Here is a 22230-nt window from a genome sequence, read left to right on the forward strand (position 1 = left end):
AACCAGGTGATTTTTACAGCACCTTAAAAGAAAGGCAGAGTTCTATGAATAAAGAAATTTTACGCATGGAGCATATCAGTAAGTCATTTGGCGGTTCGAAAGCCCTTGAGGATGTCTGTTTTGACCTGCGGGCAGGTGAAGTCCACGCCCTGATGGGAGCTAATGGAGCGGGAAAATCTACACTTATGAAAGTGCTGGCGGGGGTTTATATGCCGGATACCGGGAAAATTATCCATAACGGTAAAAATACACCTATTAAGGCAAGTGTGGCGGACGCCCAGAAAGACGGCGTTGCCATGGTATTTCAGGAGTTAAATATCCTGCCCCACTTAAATGTTCTTGAAAATATTTTTATTGCCAACGAGATTGTAAAGCATGGAAGATATGACTGGAAGGCTATGGAAAGGCGCGCCAGAGAGGTTATGGCGGAGGTTGGCATTGACCTGAATCTGAAAGACCGGGCCGGAGATCTGCCTGTGGCTACTCAGCAGATGATTGAAATTACCCGGGCTTTGAATCTGAATTCGGATATTATTATTTTTGATGAGCCCACATCGTCACTGACCATGCAGGAGACAGATCATTTATTTGCACTGATTGACAGGCTTAAGAAAAAGGGTGTAGGTATGGTATATATTACCCACCGTATGTCAGAAGTATATCAGATTTGCGACCGCATCACATTGCTGCGGGACGGAAAGAATGTTTTTTCAGATGAGATTGAAAATGTAGATAATCAGAGATTGCTTGCAGGAATTGTAGGATCTGAAGATACCAACCAGTTTCCGGAGAAAAACCGTAACATCGGAGATGTTATTTTTGAAGCTAAAAATGTGTCTGTAAAAGGATTGTATGAGGATGTAAGTTTTCAGCTAAGAGAGGGAGAAATACTTGGCTTTGCCGGTCTGGCCGGCGCCGGAAGAACCGAAATCGCCAAAACGATTTTCGGCTGTTACAAACCGGATCAGGGCGAGTTTCGATATAGAGGACAAAAGATGCATGTGAAAAGTCCCGCGGAAGCAGTAGATGAAGGGATCGGATATGTCAGCGAGGACCGTAAAGCAGAAGGAATCCTTGGGGTTCGTTCCATCAAAGAGAATATGGGGATTGCAAATATGCACCGTCTGGGAAAAAATTTCCATATCCAGCACGGGCTTGAGACAAAAGATGTGCAGGAGCAGATTCAACGGCTGAAAATCAAGACTACCGGTATGGATCAGTGCATTACAGATTTAAGCGGTGGAAATCAGCAGAAGGTCTGCCTTGGAAAGTGGATTATGTCCCAGCCAAAACTCCTGCTTTTAGATGAACCTACCAGAGGTGTGGATGTAGGCGCCCGGGCAGATTTTTATCAGATCATTCAGGATCTGGTGAAAAATAAGATCGGAGTCATTGTCATATCCTCAGAGGAGGATGAGCTCATCGGCCTGTGCAACCGCATCGTTGTAATGCGCGAAGGACACAAAGTGGGTGAATTTGAAGACACGGAAGAGAACTTAAAAGAAAAAATGTTGAAGTTAATGCTGAATATTTAAGGCGCGGCATTACAAGGAGGAACTATGACAGTATCGAAAGGAAAAATGTTTTATAACAAGTATGGAACTTATATTATTTTAATTGCCCTTGTTATATTCTTCTCAATTTCAGGAGACGGATTTTTTACCGTGGGAAACCTGACAAACGTTCTGCGTACGGCGGCGGTTTATATATTATTCGGATGCGGTATGACGTTTGTTATGATCAGCGGGCGTATTGATTTATCCGTGGCGTCTATTGCGGCGCTGGTAGGATGTATTGCGGCGCTGCTTATGCAGGGGGGCATGGGAGTCATTCCAGCTTCTGTGATTTCTGTACTCATCGGTACAGGATGCGGTCTGCTTAACGGATTCTGCATTGCAAAACTGAAAGTACCGTTTTTTATTATGACAGCCGGCATGATGTACGCAGCCAGCGGTGTAGCTCTTGTAATTACTCATGAGACATCTATCGGTATCCGGAAAGGTGATTCTGGAATTCCCTTTTCTTTCTGGGGTTCTGAGACTATCAGCATTCTCCCGTCTCAGTTTATCATTGCCATTATATTTTTCATAATTTGTCTTTATATTATGAAAAATACAAAAATGGGACGTTATACATATGCCATCGGCAGCAACGAGAAAACAGCCCGTCTGTCAGGTGTAAATGTAGATTTATATACTATGCTGATCTTTACTTTAAGTGGCCTGGCCTCCTCCATTGCAGGTCTGGTGCTTGCCTCCAGAATGGGAACCGGAAGTCCTAATGTGGCAGACGGCGGGTACAATATTTTGGCCATTGCAGCGGCGGCTATCGGCGGAACCAGCCTTTCCGGCGGGGAAGGAAAAATCGGAAAAACACTGGTGGGAGCCTTCGTTATCTGTGTCATCAGCACAGGACTAAATATTATGGGCGTTACATCTTCCAACCAAAAGATCGTAATCGGTGCCGTACTTGTAATTGTAGTAGCTGTTGATATGATTGATAAAAGAAAAGAAGTTTAAACCGTATGCGTACGGAGCAGATGATATACAGTATTAAAAAAATCAGAACCGGGAAATGTTTGAATTTTCCCGGTTCTGATTTTCTGCCGTGAATAAGCAGAAGACGGGGCCTTTGACACCGGAAGGTTTCTATCATATAATAAACTGAAATAATGACTGGCGGTGAGTAAATGGCGCAGTTTGCCAATATAATTATAGATATATCACACGAAAAGGTAGATAAGACCTTTCAGTATAAGATACCAGAGCAGCTGCAGGAACAGATACAGGCAGGGGTTAAGGTGCGTGTTCCCTTTGGCCGGGGAAACGGATTAAGGTGCGGATACGTGGTGGAAGTCACGGATCAGGCGGAGTTTGAGAGATCTAAAATAAAAGAAATAGCGGAGGTTGTTTCAGGCAGCATTGCTGCCGAAGCACAGATGATTGCATTTGCGGCCTGGATTCGTCAAAATTATGGAGGAACCATGAACCAGGCTTTAAAAACAGTCCTTCCGGTGAAAAAGATAGAAACTAAAAAAGAACGGCGGATTGTTAAATTGAAAATGTCTGTTTCAGATGCTTTAGATCTGCTAGAAGAGTTTCAGAAAAAACACCGGACGGCCCGGGCAAGGCTTTTAAAGGAGCTGATGGAAAACAAACAGCTGCCCTATGAGGTCATAACAAGAAAACTCAATGTGACGGCGGCGGTGGTCAGAGCTCTTGAGGAAGCGGATGTATTGGAAATTGAAGTTATACGCACTTACAGAAATCCGATCAGGGAAGTAAAGACCAATCAAAAAGAAGTGTCTTTAAATGATACTCAGAAAAGGATTGTATCTGATATTCTAGCCAGAAAGGCGGAGGGAGATACAAGGCCAAGCCTGATTCACGGGGTGACAGGAAGCGGAAAAACGGAAGTATACATCGAGCTTATTGCAAATGCAGTAAAGGAGGGCCGGCAGGCCATTGTTTTGATCCCGGAGATTGCGTTAACCTTTCAGACTGTTATGCGTTTTTACCGCCGGTTTGGCAGCAGAGTGTCAATTCTGAACTCCAGAATGTCCGCCGGAGAACGATATGACCAGTATGAACGGGCAAAGGCCGGGGAGCTGGATGTGATGATCGGTCCTAGATCCGCATTGTTCACACCCTTTTCAAATCTTGGGTTTATTATGATTGATGAGGAGCATGAGGCCTCCTATAAAAGTGAGACCGTGCCCAGATACCACGCCAGGGAAGCTGCTGTATGGCGGGGGGCTGTAAGCGGCGCCTGTGTGATTCTTGGGTCGGCGACGCCTTCTGTGGAGAGTTACCAGAGCGCAAAAGAGGGCCGTTATCAGCTTTATGAGATGCTTGGTAGAATACAGTCCCGTCCTATGGCAAAAGTATATGTAGAGGATTTACGGGAAGAATTAAGAAAAGGGAACCGCTCGATTTTAAGTGACAGGCTGCGGGAACTGATAGAGCAGCGGCTGGCAGTAAAGGAACAGATTATGCTGTTTATTAACCGGAGAGGTGTGGCCGGATTTGTGTCCTGCCGTTCCTGCGGAGCTGTAGTAAAGTGTCCTCACTGTGATGTGTCGCTGAGCCTTCATAATAATGGGAAAATGGTCTGCCACTACTGCGGATATGAGCAGCCTGCCATACATACCTGCCCGGAATGCGGTTCTAAATATATCGGGACCTTTAAGGCGGGAACTCAGAAAATAGAAGCATATTTAAAAGAGCAGTTTCCGGAGGCGGTTACTCTTAGGATGGATCTGGATACGACACGACAGAAGGACGGACATGAAAAAATTTTATCTGCTTTTGCCAACAGGGAGGCGGATATTCTCATTGGCACCCAGATGATTGTCAAGGGGCACGATTTTCCCAATGTGACACTGGTAGGTGTGCTGGCGGCGGATCTTTCCCTGCATGTCAGTGATTATCGGGCGGCGGAGCGGACTTTTCAGCTGCTGACCCAGGCCGCCGGCAGAGCCGGAAGAGGCTCAAAACCCGGAGAAGTGGTGATACAGACGTATCAGCCGGAGCATTACAGTATACAGGCAGCAAAGAAACAGGATTATCAGGGGTTTTTTGAGCAGGAAATTGCGTTCCGGAGTCTCATGCGGTATCCGCCGGTATGGAACCTGCTGGTTATTCATATTTCGTCGCCAAAAGAAGAGGAAGCAGCGGCTTTGGCAGAACTGTTAAAGGGGCGGATTTTGGATATGAATATCCGTTTTCTGCAGATCATAGGTCCGGCGGATCCTGCGGTGGCGAAGGTAAATGATATTTACAGAAAAGTAATCTATTTAAAACAGGAAAATTATTCTTGTCTGGTATCTGTCAAGGATACCCTGGAATTATTTATAAAAAACAGCAGGTCCTTTGAGAAGGGCGCTGTACAGTTTGATTTTAATCCAATGAATGGTTTTTAAGGAGGAAATATAAAATGGCGACAAGAGAGATTCGGATTATGGGAGATGAGGTGCTTACAAAGCCCTGCAGACCGGTAAAAGAGATTACCCCGCGGATCAGAGAACTAATAGAGGATATGCTGGAAACGATGTATGAGGCCAATGGAGTAGGGCTTGCGGCTCCACAGGTGGGGGTGCTTAGAAGAATTGTTACCATTGATATCGGAGAAGGTCCTGTTGTAATGATCAATCCGGAAATTATGGAAGCATCCGGCAGCCAGACCGGTGAAGAAGGATGTTTGAGCCTGCCGGGAAAATCAGGGGCAGTAACAAGACCTTTTTATGTAAAAGCCCGTTTCTATAATGAAGAAATGCAGCTGTGCGAGATCGAAGGGGAAGAACTGATGGCCCGGGCAATCTGTCATGAAACAGATCATCTGGACGGTCATATGTATGTGGAAAAAGTAGAGGGCGAAGTTCATGATGTGAACTACGATGTGGAAGACGAACCTGAACAGGAGGAAGAGGAGGCATAATATGCGGATTATATTTATGGGAACGCCGGATTTTTCTGTTGGAACGCTGGAAGCTTTACTGAATGCGGGACATGAAATTGTACTGGCAGTTACCCAGCCGGATAAGCCAAAGGGAAGAGGAAAGTCCATGCAGGCGCCGCCGGTAAAGGAGGCTGCCCTGGCTCACGGCATTTTAGTATACCAGCCCAAAAGAGTCCGTGAACCGGAATGTGTAGAATATTTAAAGTCTTTTCATCCCGATCTGATTGTAGTAGTGGCATTCGGACAGATTCTTCCAAAAGAAATACTGGATATGCCTAAATACTGCTGTGTGAACGTGCACGCCTCATTGCTGCCCAAATACCGGGGAGCAGCGCCTATTCAGTGGGCAGTGATCAATGGAGAGACGGTAAGCGGTGTTACAACCATGCGCATGGACGAAGGTCTGGACACAGGAGATATGATTTTAAAAACGGAAATTATATTAAATGAGGATGAAACCGGCGGCAGTCTTTTTGAGCGTTTAAGCCATGCAGGAGCACAGCTTTGTATAAAAACAGTAAAGGAAATTGAACAGGGGACGGCCAGGTATACCCCTCAGGATCATGAGGCGGCTACTCATACGTCAATGATAAAAAAACAGCTGGGGCTTATAAACTGGGACCAGCCTGCAAAAAAAATTGAATGTCTGATCCGGGGATTAAATCCGTGGCCCAGTGCATATACTATGCTGGATGGGAAAACGTTAAAGATCTGGCGGGCACAGGTAAAAGAGGAGAACAGCGGTAAGCCTGCCGGCATGGTTACGGCAGTTGAAAAAGACATGATTGCCGTGCAGACAGGAGACGGCCAGCTGATGCTTTTGGAAGTGCAGCTGGAAGGAAAAAAAAGAATGCACACAGATGCATTTTTGCGGGGCTATTCGGTAGAACCGGGAGCGATGCTTGGCTTACAAAGTGAAAAGGATGTGTAAATATGTATGGATACGGTTTGGGATACGGATACGGTTTTTTCTGGGATCCGACCTATATTTTAATTATTATCGGAGCGGTGATCTGCCTGATTGCATCTGCTAGAGTGCGGACAACATTTAATAAGTACTCTCAGGTGAGAAGTATGTCCGGGATGACCGGGGCCCAGGCGGCGGAGCGGATTCTTGCCCACGCAGGAATCAGAGACGTACGGGTGCAGCATATATCCGGAAATCTTAATGATCATTACGATCCTAGAAATAAAACCTTAAGCCTTTCAGACAGCGTATATAATTCTGCCTCTGTGGCGGCTGTTGGGGTGGCGGCTCATGAATGCGGACATGCGATACAGCATCACAACAATTATGCCCCGCTGACCATCCGGGGAGCCATTGTTCCGGTAGCTAATATCGGATCTACACTGGCCTGGCCGCTGATTATTATCGGGATTATTTTCAGCGGCCCGGTTTTGATTAAGGTAGGAATTGTTTTCTTCTGCTTTGCAGTACTGTTTCAGCTTGTAACTCTGCCGGTTGAGTTTAATGCGTCCGGGAGGGCAGTAAGGATACTGGAGAAAACAGGTATTTTAGGCGACAGCGAGCTAAGGCAGACGAAAAAAGTTCTGGGAGCTGCAGCTATGACCTATGTGGCAAGCGCGGCGGCCATTATTCTGCAGTTATTAAGACTGCTGATCCTGTTTGGAGGAAGACGGGATGACTGATCGTGTCAATACAAGAGAGCTGATTCTGGAGATTTTGCTGCAGGTGACACGGGAACAGGAATATTCTCATATTGCAATCCGTGGGGTGCTTGATAAATACCGGTATCTGCCAAAGCAGGACCGGGCATTTATTTTAAGAGTCAGCGAAGGAACCTTGGAACGCCTGATTGAAATGGACTATATGATCAATCAGGTTTCTAAAACAAAAGTAAATAAAATGAAATCGGTAATCCGCAATATTCTCCGGATGGGAGTATATCAGCTGAAATATATGGATGCGGTGCCTGATCGGGCAGCCTGCAATGAAGCGGTAAAGCTTGCGGTAAGAAAAGGGTTTGGCGGTTTGAAGGGATTTGTAAACGGCGTTATGCGCAATATCAGCCGGAATCTTTCACAGCTCCATTTTCCGGATCCGGATAAAAATCCGCTGGAATATTTATCAGTGCAATATTCTGTGCCAATGTGGCTGGCAGAAAAGTGGACCACAGATTACGGATATGAGAATGCCAGACAGAGTTTTGAAAGCTTTCTTGCACCTTCCGTAACTTCCGTGCGGACAAATCTGACGCTGACAACACCAGAGAAGCTAAAAGCACAGCTTTTGGCAGAAGGGGTTACGGTTTTGGAAAATCCCAGGGTGGATTATGGAATGTTTCTTTTTGGTTATGATACACTAGACAGCCTGCCATCCTTCCGGGAAGGCAAGTTTTATGTGCAGGATACTGCCTCTATGCTGGCGGTGGAGCAGGCGGAAGTCTCTGAAAATAATTATGTGATAGATGTCTGTGCGGCGCCGGGAGGAAAGAGCGCTCATATGGCGGAAAAGCTTATGGGCACCGGGATGGTGGAGGCTAGAGACCTGACGCCTTATAAAGTAGAATTGATAGAAGAGAATATCCGGCGGTGCAGACTTGCCAATATGCGGGCGGTATGTCAGGATGCCTTAAAGCCGGATCCGGATTCTATGGAAAAAGCAGATATCGTAATTGCAGATCTGCCCTGTTCAGGCCTTGGTGTCATTGGCAGGAAGCCGGATATTAAATACCGTATGAAACCGGAAACAATGGAGGAACTGGCCGCCCTGCAGCGGCAGATCTTATCTGTGGTACATAACTATGTAAAGCCCGGGGGGATGCTTCTTTACAGCACCTGCACGGTAAATCCTCAGGAGAATGAAGAAAATGCCGGGTGGTTTGAAAAAACGTATCCTCAGTTTCGGCTGCTTGCTATGGAACAGACATTTCCGGACCGTTTTACCGACGGGTTTTTTACCGCTAAATTTAAGAAAGAAAACATATGAAAAAAACAGATATCAAATCACTGAATAAAAAGGAACTGGAAGAATTTATTCTTCAGACCGGAGAGAAAAAGTTTAGGGCCGGACAGATTTATCAGTGGATTCATCAGAAACAGATTGCATCTTTGGATGAGATGACTAATATATCAGAAGCATATAGAAAGCATCTTTGGCAGGTTTGTGAATTTACCTGTCTAAAGATTGTAACTGTCCAGACCTCAAAGATTGACGGAACGAAAAAGTATCTGTTTGAATTATCAGACGGAAATCGAATAGAAAGTGTATTTATGAGATATAAGCATGGCAACTCTGTCTGCATTTCTTCACAGGTGGGATGCAGGATGGGCTGCCGTTTTTGCGCATCTACTCTGGATGGTCTTGTGCGGAATTTAACGCCGGCGGAAATGTTAGACCAGATTTACCGGATTGAGAAAGATACAAAAGAGCGTGTCTCCAATGTAGTTGTCATGGGAATGGGAGAACCCCTGGATAACTATGATAATCTTGTGAAGTTTATACAGCTTTTAACAGATGAGAATGGGCTGAACATCAGCCAGAGGAATCTTACGGTATCTACCTGCGGACTGGTGCCTAAGATGCTTCAGCTGGCAGATGAGAAACTGCAGATTACCCTGGCATTGTCTCTTCATGCCTCCAGCCAGGAGACACGAAGGCGTCTGATGCCTGTGGCGGACAGCTATGGGCTGTCAGAAGTCCTTTCGGCCTGCAGATATTATTTTGCACAGACCGGAAGAAGGATTACCTTTGAATACAGTCTGGCAGCAGGAGTCAATGACAGTCCCGGGGATGCCGCAAAGCTGGCAGAACTAATCGGGGATATAAACTGTCATGTAAATTTGATTCCTGTGAATCCGGTAGAAGAAAGAACCTATGTCCAGCCTGAGGAGGCAGCAGTCCGGCGGTTTCAAAATAAACTTGAAAAATACGGAATAAATGTTACTATTAGAAGGGAAATGGGCCGGGATATTGACGGTGCCTGTGGACAATTAAGGAAAAGATATACGGAAAGGTAGGCGATCAGAATTATGGAGACATATTCCCTGACAGATATTGGGATTGCCCGTGAAATGAATCAGGATTATTTCTTTACCTCTGAAGAACCTGTTGGAAATTTACCGAACCTTTTTATTGTGGCGGACGGAATGGGCGGCCACAACGCCGGTGAATTTGCTTCCCGTTTTACAGTAGAAACTATTGTGAAAACAGCAGCAGAATGTAAAGAACAGGATACGGTCAGTATTTTAAGATCTGCCATTCTATCTGCCAATGAAGCGCTGCTTCTCTATGCAAAGGAGCATGAAAAAATGGCGGGAATGGGAACGACGATTGTAGCGGCTGCTGCAAATGGGGCTCAGTTATATGTAGCCAATGTTGGTGACAGCAGACTTTATGTCGTAGGAGATGAGATCAGACAGATCACAAAAGATCATTCCCTGGTGCAGGAAATGGTTCGGATGGGAGAGCTGGATGAAGAAAAAGCCAGGAGCCATCCGGATAAAAATATCATTACCAGGGCCATAGGGGCGGAGGAGGAGTTAAAAATTGATTTTTTTGAAGTGCCGCTGCAGCCCGGAGATAAGGTAATGATGTGTACGGACGGATTGACGAATATGATAGAGGATACAGACATGCTTTCTGTTTTAAATGAACCTGGCGTAAGCCTGGATAAAAAAGTGGAAAGTCTTGTAAATACGGCGAATAAGAATGGTGGAAAAGATAATATAACCGTAATAGTATTTCAACCGAATTCAGATGAGGTGGCAGAATGTTAGAGAATGGGATGTTTATAGCGGACCGATATGAGATTGTCGGCAAAATTGGCGCAGGCGGAATGTCTGATGTATATAAGGCAAAGGATCACACACTGGGAAGATTCGTTGCCATTAAAGTATTAAAGCAGGAATTTAGTGAAGACAGTACATTTGTGACAAAGTTCCGGACGGAAGCTCAGTCTGCAGCGGGACTAGAGCACCCAAACATCGTAAATATTTATGATGTTGGATGTGAGAACGGCAATTATTATATTGTTATGGAAAATGTAGAAGGAATTACGCTGAAAACTTATATCGAAAAGAAAGGACAGCTGACCTTTAAAGAAGCATTGAGCATTGCTATCCAGGTAGGCAGAGGGATTCAGGCTGCACATGCGAAAAATATCATACACAGAGATATCAAGCCTCAGAATATTATTATTTCTACAGAAGGAAAAGTAAAGGTTACCGATTTTGGAATTGCAAGAGCGGCCAGTAGCAATACTATTCATTCAGATGTTATGGGCTCTGTTCATTATGCATCGCCGGAGCAGGCCAGAAACGGATATGTCAGCAACAGAAGCGATATTTACTCTCTTGGAATTGTAATGTATGAAATGGTAACCGGGAGAGTGCCTTTTGACGGGGACAGCACGGTTGCGGTAGCCATCCAGCATCTTCAGGATGAGATGGTGGCCCCAAGCGCTTATGCCAAAGAGCTGCCCATCAGTCTTGAAAAGATTATTTTAAAATGTACGCAGAAAAGCCCGGACCGTCGTTATCAGACCATTGACGACCTGTTAATTGATTTAAGAAAGGCTCTGCTAAGCCCCAATGAAGATTTTGTAACAATGGTTCCCCTGGCCAATGATAAGACCCGGGTAATCAGCAAAGATGAGGTTGATGAAATCCAGCAGAAAACATCCAGACAGCCCGCCGATGAAGAATATGAGGAGGAAGAAGATACAGACGAGGATGAAGAGGACGAAGAAGAGGATGGGGGAAAGGGCGGATTTTTAAATCCGAAAATGGAAAAAGCAGTTACCATTATGGGAATTGTAGCTGCTATTGTTATCGCCATTATTGTTATCTATCTCATAGGCTCCTTTATGGGTGTCTTCCACTTCAGTCCGTTTAAGAATAAAAATCAGGAACCTGTTTCTGTATCGGAAGAGAAAAAAGAGACAGTGGAGATGATTGACATTACCGGAATGGATTTTGATGAAGCAAAAACAAAATTAAAGGGAATGGGTCTTGAACTGAAGCAGATAGATACAGAACCTTCCGATAAATATGAAGAGGGGCAGATTATCAGCCAGGATCCGGTGGAAGGCACGCAGGTAGAAGAAGGAACCACAGTAGAAGTGGTAGTATGTGCTTCTGACGAAGAAGAGGAAGGCCAGGTGCCGGATGTTGCAGGCGATGCTTCAGAAATTGCCATGCAGAAAATCAGCGATGCGGGATTTAAAGCCAGCAGAGAATTTAAGTATGACAGTGATGTGGAGGCAGGAAAAGTAATCAGCCAGGATCCAAAAGGCGGAACCAGTCTGAAAAAGGGTGAAACAGTTACGATTTATGTAAGCCAGGGATCTGAAACAGTAAAAGTGCCGTCTCTTCTTGGAAAAACAGAGAATGCGGCAAAACAGGCCTTAAAAGATGCAGGACTGAATGTGGGCAAGGTATCACAGGATTACAGTGATGATTATCCTGCAGGCCAGGTTATGGAGCAGAGCACATCTTCCGGAAAATATCTGGACAAAGGGGATACGGTAGACTTGGTTGTCAGCAAAGGACCGGAGGATACAACTCCGATTTACGGCTATAAAGCCAATATCAGCGCGCCGTCCAATGTAACGGTTACATCTGCAGATATTGAGCTTTTGGACAGCAGTGGTGATACGATTCGTTCCTGGGATGGTGTTACTAAGTTCCCGTACAGCATCAATGTAACAGATATTGAAGGAGAGTCCGGCGGAACGCTGCAGATTATCTGGTATTATACAACGGAAGACGGGCGCAGCCAGACGGATGTTCAGGAGAAGAAGGTAACTTTTACTCGTTTAAATTAACAGTACACGGATCATTTTATGCAGGGAAAAATTATAAAAGGAATTGCCGGATTCTACTATGTACATGCAGCAGAATCCGGTATCTATGAATGTAAAGCAAAGGGCATTTTCCGGAAAGAAAATATCAAACCGCTGGTGGGGGATGATGTGGAATTTACTGTTATCAGTGAGACAGAAAAAACCGGTAATATCATCCGGATTCTGCCCAGGAAAAATACGCTGATCCGGCCGGCGGCAGCTAATATTGACCAGGCAGTTGTTATATTTGCGGCAGTAAAGCCAAAGCCGAATTTTAATCTGCTGGACCGTTTTTTAATTATGATGGAGTATCAAAAGATACCGGCTGTCATCTGTTTTAATAAAATGGATCTGGTAAAAGAGACAGAGCTTGTAAAGCTGAAGGAAGCTTATGAGACAAGCGGATATCAGCTTCTGTTTGTCAGCGCAAAGGAAGAGGAAGGTATTTCAGAAATCAGACAGGCACTGGTTGGTAAGACTTCTGCCGTGGCGGGGCCTTCCGGAGTAGGCAAGTCTTCGCTGATTAATCTGTTAGCGCCCCAGGCAGAAATGGAAACCGGTGAGATCAGCGAAAAAATTCAGCGGGGACGGCATACCACCCGGCATGCGGAGCTGATTTTTGTTCAGGAAGGCACCTATATTGTAGATACGCCGGGTTTCAGCTCTCTTTCTGTAGACCGTTTTGAAAAAGAGGAGCTTGGAGCATATTTTCCGGAATTTGCCCGGTATGAGTCCGGATGCAGATTCACCGGATGCAGTCATATCAGCGAGCCTGACTGCGGAGTGAAAGCGGCACTGTCTGAAGGAAAAATCAGCCGGATCCGCTATGAAAACTATGTGGAAATTTTTCAGGAACTAAAAGATAAAAAACGATACTAAAATTACAGGGAGAATATCATTATCATGAATTGTTTATCACCATCATTGCTGGCATCCGATTTTGCCCGCTTAGGAGAGCAGGTGGTGCTGCTAGATGAAGCCGGCGCCCAGTATGTGCATATTGACGTAATGGACGGGAATTTTGTTCCCAGTATCTCTATGGGGCTTCCGGTGATTAAATCCATTCGTCCCTGCAGTGACCGGATTTTTGATGTACATCTTATGATTGAAGAGCCGGTTCGCTATATTGACGATTTCGTGGATGCCGGAGCGGATCTTATCACCGTACATACGGAAGCGTGCGGCCATCTGGACCGGACCATTGAGGCAATTAAAGAGACCGGGGTGCTGGCAGGAGCTGCTTTAAATCCGGCGACACCGCTGTCTGTTCTGGATTATATTCTGCCAAAACTGGATATGGTTCTGTTAATGAGTGTAAATCCAGGATTTGGCGGGCAGAAATATATTCCGTATACAACAGAAAAAATCCGGGATTTGAAAAAGAAAATTGACCGGAGCGGCCAGCAGATTGATATTGAAGTGGACGGAGGGGTAAACCTAAACAATGTCCGGGAGATCATGGATGCGGGAGCCAATATTATTGTAGCCGGAACTGCTGTTTTTAAGGGAGATATCCGGCGGAATGTAGAATCTTTCCTGAAAATTATGGAACAGTGATGCTGTCTGGATATAGAAAACAGGCAGTTAGAAAGCGGAAAAATGAAAAGTATAAAAACACTTATTATTACCGGCGGTGCCATAGATGAAGCATTTGCCGGTGATTATCTGCAAAAACAAAAATTCAACTTTATCATTGCGGCAGACGCAGGGCTTATTTTCTGCCAAAAAGCAGGAGTGGAGCCGGATTTAATTGTGGGGGACTTTGATTCGGTGTCCTGTGAAGTTCTATCTGAATATGAAAGAACCTGTCCCCATAAGATTGTCAGGTATCCTTCTCAAAAAGATGAAACAGATACGGAGCTGGCTCTGCACGAAGCTTTAAAGCGGGACAGTAAAGAAATTACTGTTCTGGGAGCAACGGGGACAAGGCTGGATCATGTGCTTGGAAATATACAGCTGTTAAAGGCTGCCCTGGATGCCGGAGCAGTCTGTTATTTTGTGGATGCAAATAACCGGATACGGATGATAGACAGCCCCCTGGTATTAAAAAAGGATGAACAGTTTGGAACTTATGTTTCACTGATTCCTTTTACTCCCCTGGTAGAAGGACTGACTCTTACCGGCTTTGCCTATGGGCTGGAGCATTTCTGTCTGGCATCCGGAAACGGAAGATGCGTCAGCAATGAAATTACAGAAAAACAGGCTGAAATTACCTTTACCAGCGGACTGCTGATTGTGATAGAGTCCAGGGACTGATTTGTGAGAACTGGTAAATCATTGCAAATGAATTGATTTTGTAGTATATGATAACAGGAGCCTTCAGGCTCTGAAATGCGAAAATAAAACCAAAGGAGATAGATGAATTATGAAATTAGGAATCGTGGGACTTCCCAATGTGGGGAAAAGCACCCTTTTTAATTCTCTGACAAAAGCGGGAGCAGAGTCAGCCAATTATCCGTTCTGTACCATTGATCCCAATGTAGGGATTGTGGCGGTACCGGATGAGCGTCTAAAGCTGCTGGGAGATATGTATCATTCCAAAAAGGTGACGCCGGCTGTGATTGAGTTTGTTGATATTGCAGGTCTTGTAAAAGGAGCCAGCAAGGGAGAGGGGCTGGGAAACCAGTTTCTTGCAAATATCCGTGAAGTGGATGCTATTGTACATGTAGTAAGATGTTTTGAAGATACCAATGTAGTACATGTGGACGGGAGCATTGATCCGGCAAGAGATATAGAGACCATTAACTTGGAACTGATTTTTTCAGATCTTGAGATTTTGGAACGAAGAATTGCAAAAACAGCTAAAGGCGCCAGAATGGATAAAAAGCTTGCTAAGGAACTGGCGCTGCTTGAGAGCATAAAGACACATCTAGAAGACGGAAAGCCTGCTAAGACGTATGAGGTCAGTGAGGATGAAGATGAGCAGGAATGGTTTGCTTCTTATAATCTTCTGACCGCAAAGCCTGTTATTTATGCGGCAAATGTAACAGAGGATGATCTTGCGGATGACGGAGCCGGGAATACACATGTGCAGGCAGTCCGGGAGCTGGCAGCCGGGGAAGGCTCCGGTGTTTTTGTAATCTGCGCGCAGATCGAGCAGGAGATTGCAGAGCTTGACGAGGATGAGAAAGCCATGTTTCTGGAGGATCTTGGGCTCTCGCAGTCAGGGCTTGAGAAGCTGATTCAGGCAAGCTACAGCCTCCTTGGACTGATGAGTTACCTGACAGCCGGTGAGGATGAGACCAGAGCCTGGACTATTAAAAAGGGAACAAAAGCGCCTCAGGCGGCGGGAAAGATTCATACTGATTTTGAGCGGGGATTTATCCGCGCAGAAGTGGTGAATTATAAAGACCTGCTGGAGTGGGGAAGTCTGGCTGCAGCCAGAGAAAAAGGTCTGGTTGGACTGGAAGGAAAGGAATATGTTGTGCAGGACGGGGATGTAATTCTGTTCCGTTTTAACGTGTAGTATCATATAATAATAAAAAACGGCGGTTTTTTATGCGATTATGTGAGTTTCATAACAAAGAAGTAGTAAATGTAAAAGACTGCAAAAATCTTGGCTGCGTGGACGACCTGGAGTTTGATGAATGTACAGGCAAGATTTATGCTATGGTGATCCGGGGGCCGGCCCGGTGGTTCGGAATGTTTGGAAGAGACTGCGAATATGTCATTGGATGGGATAAGATAGTAAAAATCGGTCCGGATATTATTCTGGTGGATGTATGTCTTGAAAAAGTCAGGTGCAGGATGTAAAATGAACTTAATAGTAAGGTACAGGAGGATAACCAGATGAAGTGTCCGTTTTGCAGCAATGATAACACAAGAGTCATTGATTCTAGGCCGGCTGATGACAATTATTCTATTCGCCGCAGAAGACTGTGCGATGAATGTGGAAAACGTTTTACTACATATGAAAAAGTGGAAACCATTCCGTTAATTGTCATTAAGAAAGATGACAACAGAGAGCAGTATGACCGGGCAAAGTTAGAAGCCGGGGTTTTGCGGGCCTGCCATAAGCGTCCGGTTTCTGTCAAACAGATCAGCCAGCTGATTGATGATGTGGAAGTGGAGATTTTTAACAGAGAAGAAAAAGAGATTCCAAGTAATGTCATTGGTGAGATGGTAATGGACAAATTAAAGGATATTGATGCAGTAGCGTATGTCAGATTTGCGTCAGTTTACCGGGAGTTTAAGGACGTGAATACCTTTATGAATGAATTAAAGAAAATGCTGAACCAATAGATTTGTTTCGTGTAGCCTAAGCAGATACCATAGGGTGTCTGTTTAGGCTAAATCTATGAAAAAAACCATAAGAGAGGAAAGAACGTTAAAAATAAGCGTATGGGATTTGAAAAGTTTTATCCGGATATGTATATTGAATCTGTATACAAGATTAATTTTGACCGGCTGTATGAGGACGGATTCCGGGGATTGATTTTTGATATTGATAATACACTGGTAACTCATGGGGCACCAGCAGATGACCGTGCAAAAAAGTTGTTTTTGCATTTAAAAGAGCTTGGATTTTGCTGCTGCCTGCTTTCTAATAATCAGGAGCCAAGGGTGAAGATGTTTAATGACAGTGTAAATGTCAATTATATATTTGATGCCCACAAGCCTTCCGTAAAAAACTATGAAAAAGCTATGGAGCTGATGCATACAAAGAAGGATAATACCGTATTTATCGGTGATCAGATCTTTACCGATATTTTTGGAGCCAAAAGGACGGGGATCCGGACAATTATGGTAAAAAAAATACACTGGAAAGAGGAAATTCAAATTGTGCTGAAACGCCGGCTGGAGGCAGTGGTGTTGCTGGGATACCGTTCCTATATGAAGCGGCTTGGAAAAAAGAGTAAGGATACACCTATAAGCCTGTATGAACGATACCGGAAATAATGTAACAAAATCAGATGAGAGTGTGAAAGGGACAAGGGTATGAAAATCGTTATAGCGAATGACCACGCGGCAGTGGAAATGAAGCGGGAGCTGGTTTCTTATCTGCAGGAAGCAGGACATGAAGTAATTAATATGGGCACGGATATTGCAGAAAGCTGCAATTATGCGGAATACGGAGAGAGGGCGGCCAGAGCTGTGGCGGCAAAAGAGGCAGACTGCGGAGTGTTAATCTGCGGCACCGGCGTGGGTATTTCTCTGGCGGCCAATAAGGTAAAGGGGATACGGGCAGCTGTATGTTCAGAGGCAACCACCGCCCGGCTGGTGAAACAGCACAACAATGCCAATATGATTGCCTTTGGCGCCAGAATCGTAGGAATGGAAACGGCAAAGGATATAGTGGATGCATATCTGGGGGCTGAATTTGAAGGGGGACGACACCAAAAGCGTATTGATCTGATTCATGCAATTGAAGAAAAAGGTTGAAATATCCAGGGGTTTATTATAGAATATTTAAAAGTAGGGGCAGTTTTATGCCCATTATTTGGCAAGGAGGATTTCAGATGATTTCAGCAGGAGATTTCAGAAATGGTATTACAATTGAGTTAGAAGGCAATATCTTTCAGATTATTGAATTTCAGCATGTAAAACCTGGTAAAGGTGCTGCATTTGTTAGAACAAAATTAAAAAATATTAAGAGCGGCGGTGTAGTAGAAAAAACATTCCGTCCTACAGAGAAATGTCCCCAGGCACGTATTGACAGAACTGAGAAGCAGTATCTGTACAATGATGGAGATCTGTACTATTTTATGGATACAGATACCTATGATCAGATTGCTATGGCACAGGATGCCATTGGCGACGCATTAAAATTTGTAAAAGAAAACGAGAACGTAACAATGCTTTCCCACAACGGAAATGTATTCGCGGTAGAGCCTCCAATGTTTGTAGAGCTGGAAATTACAGATACAGAGCCGGGCTTTAAAGGCGATACAGCAACAGGTGCTACAAAGCCGGCAGTTGTTGAGACCGGAGCTACCGTATATGTACCGCTGTTTGTAGAGCAGGGGGACAAGATTAAAATTGATACAAGAAGCGGCGATTATCTGTCACGTGTTTAAGGATAACAGACAGATGGCAGAGTAAATCAGATTCAGCGGATTTCAGGCGGAGAAGTGATTCAATGTCTGAAGGCGCTGATTCTTTTTTTACTCTATAGGAAATACTGCGTTGTGATAAGGCTGAAAAGTACTGATTCCTATAGAGTAAAAAAACGCTCCGCTGTGGATCACACTGCGGCGGAAGGGAGTCATGTTGCTTACGCAACCCGCCGCAGGCGGAGAATCCTGCCGTGGCAGGATTCTTTTTATTCTATAGGAAATACTGCGTTGTGATAAGGCTGAAAAGTACTGATTCCTATAGAGTAAAAAAACGCTCCACTGTGGATCGCACTGCGGCGGAAGGGAGAATCATGGATTATAATTTTGATAAAATCATTGACCGGAGGGGCACTGCCAGTGAGAAGTACGACTTTTTAGAGAAAAACGGTTTTTCTAAGGATACCCTTCCTATGTGGGTGGCGGATATGGATTTTGAAACCGTCCCGGAAGTAAAGGAGAAACTAAAGGAACTGGTGGAACATGGAATATACGGATATACGGGAAGGACAGATGGGTATTATAAAGCTGTCTGCAGCTGGTTTTCCAGACGTTTTCAGTGGAAGATTGACCGGGAGTGGGTCATCAGCACACCGGGAATTGTATTTGCCCTGGCAGCAGCAGTACGGGCTTTTACGAATCCGGGGGATGGTGTGATGATTCAGCAGCCTGTCTACTATCCCTTTGAATCTGTAATCCAGAGGAATCACAGAACAGTTGTCAATAACCAGTTAAAGCTGGTTGGCGGAAGATATGAAATGGATTTTGAGCTTATGGAGCGCCAGATTAGAGAACATCATGTGAAACTGTTTCTGCTGTGCAGTCCCCACAACCCTGTGGGAAGGGTATGGACATGGGAGGAGCTGCTGAAGGCAGCGGAGATCTGCAGAAAATACGATGTGCTGACAGCGGCAGATGAGATCCACTGTGATTTTGTGAGGAAAGGTTTTTGGCATACATCCTTTGGAACCCTTCCGGAAGAGTTTGCCGCACGCTCCATAATCTGTACGGCACCCAGCAAGACTTTTAATCTGGCGGGTCTGCAGGCCTCAAATATTATAATTTCCAATGCTGAGCTCAGGAGACGGTACCTTACGGAGCTAAATGCCTGCGCAAGCTTTGGAGCCGGTATGTTTGGGCTGGCAGCCTGCCAGACGGCCTATGAGACCGGAGAGGTGTGGCTTACAGAGCTTCTTGCTTATCTGGAGCAGAATTATCAATATGTAAAAACGTTTCTCGCCGAATATCTGCCCAAAATCAGACTCACAGAACTAGAAGGCACATATCTGATCTGGATGGACTTTCGGGAATACCATTTTAGTGACCGGGAATTAGAGGAAAAAATGCGGCATGGTGCAAATCTCTGGCTGGATGCAGGAACGATGTTTGGAGCCGGAGGCCGGGGATTTATGCGGATGAACATAGCCGTTCCCCGCAAAACCCTGAAAGAGGCCATGAAACGGTTAAAAGCAGCTTTTTCTTAAATTCCGGTAGGAAAGTGCAGATACAAAAATCTGGCTTACAAGCATGCCCCAAAGGTAGCCTCTCATTCCCATCTGCGGAATCAGAAACAGGATAAAGAGCATCCGGATACAGCTGCCGCCGATGTTGATGCCCAGAACGGTTTTGGGTTTCCCAAGGCCGTGGAGGATACTGCAGAGGGTACTGCTTAAAAATAAAAACGGACAGATCCAGCAGAGGTTTTTCAGGTAGATGCCCGCCAGATGATTATGGAACAGCTGCTGGCCTACAAAAGTACCGCTGATCAGGAAAATAAAAGTACACAAAAGACCGAGAATAACAGAAAGTTCTACGGTCTTTTTTATAATGCGCTGAATCTGGCGTTCCTGGCGGGAAGCCTGGGCTCTGGAAATCTCAGGCAGCAAAAGTACGGACAGGGAATTGCTTAGTACCGCCGGAAGCATAATGGTGGAAAGAACCATACCGGTAAGGATGCCATAGACGCTTAATGCATCATAAGTACTGTATCCGAAGTCTTTTAAGCTCATGGGGATCAGAATCGTTTCAAGACTCTGGGCCAGGCTTAGTACAATACGGTTAACCGTAAATGGAAAGGCCATGGAGCACAGATTTTTAAAGGAACGCCTGACCTGGCCGGAGGCTTTTTTAAAGCGCAGCATTGTGATACAAAACAGGGAGGAGGCCAGTTCTCCGATGAAAAGCCCCCAGACGGCAGTGGTAGCTGTCAAAGCCTTTCCTTCCTCTGTCAGGATCATGCAGATGACATAGACCCCCGCCACCCGGATGATTTGTTCTAGCAGCTGGGAAGCAGCAGGGATGGCGGTTTTTTTCAGCCCATAATAATATCCGTTAATACAGTTATGTATAGATGCGAAAGGGATAGCCAGAGCCATAATACGCAGCAGATCTTCACAGCGGGGTTCCTCCAGCAGATAACGGCTTAAAAATCCTGCGTTTTCATATACTGCAAAGGCACAGAGAAACGACAGCGCAACAGAAAGCACAGTTCCAAGGTAGAGATAAAGCCGTGCTTCTTTTCTGCTTTCGCTGGCAGCTGTAAATCGTGAAATGGCAGTCTGGATACCGCCGCAGGAAATGGCCAGGGCAAATACAAAGACGGGAAATATCAGCTGAAAAATGCCAAGGGCCTCCGCACCAATTGTTCTTGAAAGGAATATTTTATAGAAGAAGCCAATGAGCCGGCTGACGATTCCTGTAAGTGTTAAAAGGATCGTGCCGGCCAGCAGGCTGCTTTTAAAAAGAGAATGATTCTTCACGTAAAAACTCCGTTTTTTTACAGTATATGAAGATGTGATAAATTAAGAACAGGCAGAAAGGAATCCTATGGACAGAATGATATATTTGGACCATGCGGCCACAACTCAGCCTTATCCGGAAGCAGTGGAAGCCATGCTTCCATATTATGGAAAATATTATGGGAATGCGTCTTCTGGCTATGAGCTGGGGGATGACAGCAAAGAAGCGCTGGAGAGTGCCAGACGAAAAATTGCAAATACCATGCGGGTGCCGCCGGATACAATTTATTTTACTTCGGGGGGAACCGAGAGTAATAACTGGGTGCTGCGCAGGGTTTTTGAAGATCGGAAAACAAAGGGAAACCATATAATAACTACAAAAATTGAGCATCCGGCAATTTTAAAAACATGTAAGGAGCTGGAAAAACAGGGAGGACGGGTAACTTATCTGGATGTGGATGCTTATGGAAGCGTAAATATGGCTCAGCTGAAACGCGCCATATGCAGGGAAACAATTCTGATTTCTGTTATGTATGCAAATAATGAAATCGGCACCTTGCAGCCGGTCAGAGAAATCGGGGCGGTTGCTTCTAGAGCGGGAGTTTTGTTTCATACAGATGCCGTGCAGGCATATGGACATCTTCCGGTATATCCCGGGGCCTGCCGTGCAGACTTTTTAACTGCCAGCGGACATAAATTTAAAGGGCCGAAAGGAATCGGCTTTTTGTATATCAGAAATCGGAATACAATCAGCCCGTATCAGACCGGCGGCGGACAAGAGCAGCAGATGCGCTCAGGAACAGAAAATATTCCGGGTATTGTGGGCATCGGAGTGGCTGCAGAGTTATCCTGCCGGAATCTGCCGGAGAAAGTGTCGCATTTGTGCCAGCACAGAGATTACCTAATTCGAAGAATCAGACAGGAGGTGCCTGAGGCAGTGTTGAACGGGCATCCAATCCGGAGGCTTCCGGGAAATGTTAATATCTGTATTCCGGGAATCGACGGCGGGGCGCTGGCAGCCATGCTTGATATAGAAGGAATCTGTGTTTCTTCTGCCTCTGCATGTTCCACCGGCAGCAGTGAACCGTCCCATGTATTAAAGGCCATCGGCAGGACAGATCAGGAAGCATACGGAGCCCTGCGCATGACGCTGGGAGAAGAGAATACAAAAGAAGA

22 protein-coding genes are annotated in these 22230 nt (G+C 45.2%); 21 read left to right on the plus strand and 1 reads right to left on the minus strand.

Features of this window, described 5'->3' with window-relative positions; translation table 11 throughout:
- Positions 1 to 44 precede the first annotated feature (44 nt).
- The 20 genes from OCV88_RS00230 to OCV88_RS00325 all read left to right on the plus strand — a co-directional run bounded on the left by OCV88_RS00230 (position 45) and on the right by OCV88_RS00325 (position 19800).
- Entirely contained in the window at positions 45 to 1535 is a 1491-nt protein-coding gene (locus tag OCV88_RS00230) for a sugar ABC transporter ATP-binding protein (RefSeq protein ID WP_158423646.1), read from the plus strand.
- Positions 1536 to 1559: 24 nt separating this feature from the next.
- Positions 1560 to 2519, plus strand: a complete 960-nt coding sequence (locus OCV88_RS00235) for an ABC transporter permease (RefSeq protein ID WP_158423647.1) — start codon at positions 1560 to 1562, stop codon at positions 2517 to 2519.
- Positions 2520 to 2689: 170 nt separating this feature from the next.
- Positions 2690 to 4921: a replication restart helicase PriA gene (priA, locus tag OCV88_RS00240; RefSeq protein WP_158423648.1), complete on the plus strand. Its 2232-nt coding sequence runs from the start codon at positions 2690 to 2692 to the stop codon at positions 4919 to 4921.
- Between the two features lie 14 nt (positions 4922 to 4935).
- On the plus strand, positions 4936 to 5436 hold the full coding sequence (gene def / locus OCV88_RS00245; protein WP_158423649.1) for a peptide deformylase: 501 nt from the start codon (positions 4936 to 4938) through the stop codon (positions 5434 to 5436).
- Position 5437: 1 nt separating this feature from the next.
- Positions 5438 to 6388 (plus strand): methionyl-tRNA formyltransferase, encoded by a 951-nt coding sequence (gene fmt, locus OCV88_RS00250; RefSeq protein ID WP_158423650.1) that lies wholly within the window; start codon positions 5438 to 5440, stop codon positions 6386 to 6388.
- Positions 6389 to 6390: 2 nt separating this feature from the next.
- Entirely contained in the window at positions 6391 to 7107 is a 717-nt protein-coding gene (locus tag OCV88_RS00255) for a zinc metallopeptidase (protein WP_158423651.1), read from the plus strand.
- Positions 7100 to 8407 (plus strand): 16S rRNA (cytosine(967)-C(5))-methyltransferase RsmB, encoded by a 1308-nt coding sequence (gene rsmB / locus OCV88_RS00260; protein ID WP_158423652.1) that lies wholly within the window; start codon positions 7100 to 7102, stop codon positions 8405 to 8407. The genes OCV88_RS00255 and rsmB overlap by 8 nt, the downstream gene beginning before the upstream one ends.
- Positions 8404 to 9438, plus strand: a complete 1035-nt coding sequence (gene rlmN / locus OCV88_RS00265; RefSeq protein WP_158423653.1) for a dual-specificity RNA methyltransferase RlmN — start codon at positions 8404 to 8406, stop codon at positions 9436 to 9438. The genes rsmB and rlmN overlap by 4 nt, the downstream gene beginning before the upstream one ends.
- A 12-nt stretch (positions 9439 to 9450) precedes the next feature.
- Positions 9451 to 10197 (plus strand): Stp1/IreP family PP2C-type Ser/Thr phosphatase, encoded by a 747-nt coding sequence (locus tag OCV88_RS00270; protein WP_158423654.1) that lies wholly within the window; start codon positions 9451 to 9453, stop codon positions 10195 to 10197.
- A complete protein-coding gene (gene pknB / locus OCV88_RS00275) occupies positions 10191 to 12245 on the plus strand; it encodes a Stk1 family PASTA domain-containing Ser/Thr kinase (protein WP_158423655.1) in 2055 nt (684 codons plus the stop codon). The genes OCV88_RS00270 and pknB overlap by 7 nt, the downstream gene beginning before the upstream one ends.
- 18 nt (positions 12246 to 12263) lie before the next feature.
- Complete coding sequence (gene rsgA, locus OCV88_RS00280) at positions 12264 to 13142, plus strand: ribosome small subunit-dependent GTPase A (RefSeq protein WP_158423656.1); 879 nt, start codon at positions 12264 to 12266, stop codon at positions 13140 to 13142.
- A 24-nt stretch (positions 13143 to 13166) separates the two neighbouring features.
- The gene (gene rpe / locus OCV88_RS00285; protein ID WP_158423657.1) at positions 13167 to 13820 is read left to right on the plus strand and encodes a ribulose-phosphate 3-epimerase; all 654 of its coding nucleotides are present in this window, start codon (positions 13167 to 13169) and stop codon (positions 13818 to 13820) included.
- Between the two features lie 42 nt (positions 13821 to 13862).
- Entirely contained in the window at positions 13863 to 14519 is a 657-nt protein-coding gene (locus OCV88_RS00290) for a thiamine diphosphokinase (protein WP_158423658.1), read from the plus strand.
- 109 nt (positions 14520 to 14628) lie between these two features.
- Complete coding sequence (gene ychF, locus OCV88_RS00295; protein WP_158423659.1) at positions 14629 to 15729, plus strand: redox-regulated ATPase YchF; 1101 nt, start codon at positions 14629 to 14631, stop codon at positions 15727 to 15729.
- Positions 15730 to 15761: 32 nt separating this feature from the next.
- A complete protein-coding gene (locus OCV88_RS00300) occupies positions 15762 to 16016 on the plus strand; it encodes a YlmC/YmxH family sporulation protein (protein ID WP_158423660.1) in 255 nt (84 codons plus the stop codon).
- Positions 16017 to 16052: 36 nt separating this feature from the next.
- Complete coding sequence (gene nrdR / locus OCV88_RS00305) at positions 16053 to 16505, plus strand: transcriptional regulator NrdR (RefSeq protein WP_158423661.1); 453 nt, start codon at positions 16053 to 16055, stop codon at positions 16503 to 16505.
- A 99-nt stretch (positions 16506 to 16604) separates the two neighbouring features.
- Positions 16605 to 17162 (plus strand): YqeG family HAD IIIA-type phosphatase, encoded by a 558-nt coding sequence (locus OCV88_RS00310; protein WP_158423662.1) that lies wholly within the window; start codon positions 16605 to 16607, stop codon positions 17160 to 17162.
- 39 nt (positions 17163 to 17201) lie between these two features.
- The gene (gene rpiB, locus OCV88_RS00315) at positions 17202 to 17645 is read left to right on the plus strand and encodes a ribose 5-phosphate isomerase B (protein WP_158423663.1); all 444 of its coding nucleotides are present in this window, start codon (positions 17202 to 17204) and stop codon (positions 17643 to 17645) included.
- Positions 17646 to 17722: 77 nt separating this feature from the next.
- Positions 17723 to 18280, plus strand: coding sequence for an elongation factor P (efp, locus tag OCV88_RS00320; RefSeq protein WP_158423664.1), 558 nt, complete (start codon positions 17723 to 17725; stop codon positions 18278 to 18280).
- Positions 18281 to 18630: 350 nt separating this feature from the next.
- Complete coding sequence (locus OCV88_RS00325; RefSeq protein ID WP_158423665.1) at positions 18631 to 19800, plus strand: MalY/PatB family protein; 1170 nt, start codon at positions 18631 to 18633, stop codon at positions 19798 to 19800.
- Here OCV88_RS00325 and OCV88_RS00330 read toward each other — a convergent pair.
- Positions 19780 to 21075: a polysaccharide biosynthesis protein gene (locus tag OCV88_RS00330; protein WP_158423666.1), complete on the minus strand. Its 1296-nt coding sequence runs from the start codon at positions 21073 to 21075 to the stop codon at positions 19780 to 19782. The two genes, OCV88_RS00325 and OCV88_RS00330, sit on opposite strands and share 21 nt — an antisense overlap.
- A 67-nt stretch (positions 21076 to 21142) precedes the next feature.
- Between OCV88_RS00330 and OCV88_RS00335 the strand changes: the two genes are divergently transcribed.
- A partial coding sequence (locus OCV88_RS00335) for a cysteine desulfurase family protein (protein WP_158424379.1) occupies positions 21143 to 22230 on the plus strand: 1088 nt, incomplete at its 3' end.

Source organism: Brotonthovivens ammoniilytica (assembly GCF_025566885.1).
Classification (GTDB): Bacteria; Bacillota; Clostridia; order Lachnospirales; family Lachnospiraceae; genus Brotonthovivens; species Brotonthovivens ammoniilytica.